The sequence below is a fragment of the Planomonospora algeriensis genome, from assembly GCF_977012225.1.
Map to the genome: position 1 here is coordinate 1 of NZ_CDRNDK010000688.1, position 2,491 is coordinate 2,491.

Annotated in this window: 5 protein-coding genes; all 5 read right to left on the reverse strand. The window is 73.8% G+C overall.

Going from position 1 to position 2,491, the window contains the following annotated elements; translation table 11 throughout:
• On the reverse strand, positions 1-243 hold a 243-nt coding region (locus tag ACWJ6R_RS34525), incomplete at its 3' end, for a hypothetical protein (protein ID WP_449066237.1).
• On the reverse strand, positions 230-493 hold the full coding sequence (locus ACWJ6R_RS34530; protein ID WP_449066238.1) for a hypothetical protein: 264 nt from the start codon (positions 491-493) through the stop codon (positions 230-232). The genes ACWJ6R_RS34530 and ACWJ6R_RS34525, both read right to left, overlap by 14 nt.
• Positions 490-1,401, reverse strand: a complete 912-nt coding sequence (locus ACWJ6R_RS34535; protein ID WP_449066239.1) for a helix-turn-helix domain-containing protein — start codon at positions 1,399-1,401, stop codon at positions 490-492. Before ACWJ6R_RS34535 ends, ACWJ6R_RS34530 begins: the two co-directional genes overlap by 4 nt.
• A complete protein-coding gene (locus ACWJ6R_RS34540) occupies positions 1,398-2,063 on the reverse strand; it encodes a 6-pyruvoyl trahydropterin synthase family protein (protein ID WP_449066240.1) in 666 nt (221 codons plus the stop codon). The genes ACWJ6R_RS34535 and ACWJ6R_RS34540 overlap by 4 nt, the downstream gene beginning before the upstream one ends.
• Before the next feature lie 88 nt (positions 2,064-2,151).
• The gene (locus ACWJ6R_RS34545; RefSeq protein WP_449066241.1) at positions 2,152-2,379 is read right to left on the reverse strand and encodes a hypothetical protein; all 228 of its coding nucleotides are present in this window, start codon (positions 2,377-2,379) and stop codon (positions 2,152-2,154) included.
• Positions 2,380-2,491 lie beyond the last annotated feature (112 nt).

Here is a 2,491-nt window from a genome sequence, read left to right on the forward strand (position 1 = left end):
CCGCTCGAGCCGGGCCACCCGCGCCCGCAGCTCCGCCAACTCGGCGCCCGGCCCGCCCGGCTCGACAGGCTCGGCGGGGACCGCGGCGAGCCACGGATGCGACTGGGTGAACCGGCCGAACAGGCCCCGCCCGGCCGGATGCCGGGCCATCGCCGCGGCCCGCTCCACCTCCCAGTCACCGACCGTGCCCGAATCGCCCAGCCGGTCCCCCGATCCCCGCCCCGGATGCCTACTCACCGTCACCGTCACCCTCCCCCGTTTCCGCCAGCCCGGTCGCTCCGGTCGCTTCGATCACTCCGCCGGCCGTGGCGGCCCGCCGCTCCTTCGCCTTCCTCACCCGCGCCAGAATCCCCTCGACCACCTCGGCCTGATGCGTCACCTCCACCGGGCCCGAACCCGGCCCCGACAACTCCACCGCCTTCCGCGGCAGCCACTCCTCCGGATCCAGCAACGCCATCATCTGCAACGCGACCTTCCCGTTCGGCGGGGTCACCTGCGTCTCCTCCGACCCATCCGGCCGGACCGTCCGCTTGACCTCCACCCCGCCGACCGCATCCTGAACGCCGCGTTCCACAGCTCCCCCAACGCACGCGTGCGCGCGCGCGTGACCCTGTCCGAGAAGTCCGAAAACTCGGGTGGGGCGTCCTCCTCCTCCCCTCGTGCGAGCCACAGGTGAGCGGTGGATCGGGTGATGCCGCACAGGGCGGCGGCCCGGCGGATGGAGTTGCCTTCCTCCAGTGCGGTGACGAACCGGTCGGCGAGCTCGGGCGTGAGCTTCGTGGGGCGTCCCATCGTTGTCCCTCCTTCCGTGTGCGGGGTGGCGATGGCCTGGATGTGGTCGAGCACGGCGTCTCGGTGGATGACGAGGGTCTTGCCGACGCGTCGGCCGGCGAGTTGCCCGGCGGTGGCCATGTCGCGGACGCGCTGCTCGGACAGGCGCAGCAGGTTCGCGGTCTCGGGGACGGTCAGGTCATGGGCGGGCACGGCTTGGCGCATGAGGTCGGCGAGGGCCTGCCGGTTGCGGTCGGAGTACCAGCGCAGGGTGCCGTTGCCGGTGCGGAAGACGCGGCCTTGGTGCACGAGGGTGCGCAGGCCGACCTTGACGCGGTTGAGGGTGCTGGATCCGGCGACGAGTTCGGCCGTGGTGGCGCCCTCGGTGCCGGTGGCGTGGATGCGGGCGTACAGGTGTTCCCGGTAGGCGGCGAGCTCGGCAGCGCTGCCCCGCGGGGACGAGGAGGCGGGCGCGGGGGCGGGGTCGATTCCGGGCAGCGGGTCGGCGACGCCGGCGGGCTCGGTAGCGGCGACGGCTCCGGCGAGGGTGCGGGCGGCTTCGCTGAGCTGCTGAGCGAGGGTGGCCAGGTGGGCGAGCTGCTGGGCAGGGGCGACGGTGTCGATGCTCACAGGTGCTCCTTGAGGGGGTTGCGGTTGAGGCTGGGCCGGTTGAGGCCGGCCAGGAGGGCGGCGAGGTCGGTGTCGAGCTGGGCGGCGAGGGCGGCGGGCTGGTCGGCCAGGAGGCGGCGCAGCGCGTCCGCGGCGTGGCTCGCGGCGCTCGGCGCACCCTGGCCGGGCGGGTCGGGGTTGCGCCAGGTCGCGGAGTTGTGGTCGGTCTCGCGGACGGTGACCTGGTCGACGTACAGATCGGTGCGGGTGGTGGCGGAGGCGAGCCAGGTGTGGGCGTGGTGGGCGATGAGCTGGGCGACGCCTTCCACGCTGGGCCACAGCGCGTCGGGGAAGTCACGGCCGAAGACGAATAGGCGTTGGTGGCGTTCGGTGAACGCGGCCGCGAGCGGGGAGGGGGCGCCATCTGGGCCGGGCTCGAGGAGCGGCAGCAGGTTGTCGCCGACTCCGAGCATGAGCGCGTGGTCCAGGTGGCTGTCGATCCACGCGTTCATCTGCCGCTTGAGGGCGCCGAAGTCGGCCAGGAGCCCGTCCGGGCCGAGGGAGGGGCCGGCGATGGTGAGGGCGGCCCGCCAGGTGTGGCCGTGGAGGCTCGAGCAGCGGCCCGGCAGGTGCGGCAGGGAGTGGCCGGCCTGCCAGGTGGTTTCGACGGTCGCGGTGAACACGGGTGATCGGGGTCCTTGTCGGAATGGGTCCGGGTATTGGGCGCGGGGAGTGTGACACATCGCGGCGTTAACGTCCTGCCGGACCCGATCAGGGGGCTGACCTGGGGTGTTGTTCGGCGTTGGTGAGGGCCTGGTCGATGCTGCGCAGGATCGTGCCGGTGGCGTACAGCACGGTGAGGACCCAGCACAGGACCGCGAGCGGGGTGTGGCCGGTGGTGAGGGCGCTCCACAGGATCGCGGTCGCTGCGGCGTGGCGGGACAGCTGCAGGAGTGCGGTGGAGCAGCCGCGCACGGCGGGGGCGGGTCCGCTGCTCATGCGGGAGCCTCGGCCGGCGGCTCGAGCGCGGGCGGCTCGGCGGACTCGGCGCCGGGGGTGAACCAGGACGGCGGCGGGCTGGGGAGGGGGCTGGGTCGGGGTGGCGGGGGAC

Excerpts from the sequence above, each read along its gene's own strand:
- ACWJ6R_RS34545 (WP_449066241.1), bottom strand. The coding sequence starts at position 2,379 with ATGAGCAGCGGACCCGCCCCCGCCGTGCGCGGCTGCTCCACCGCACTC.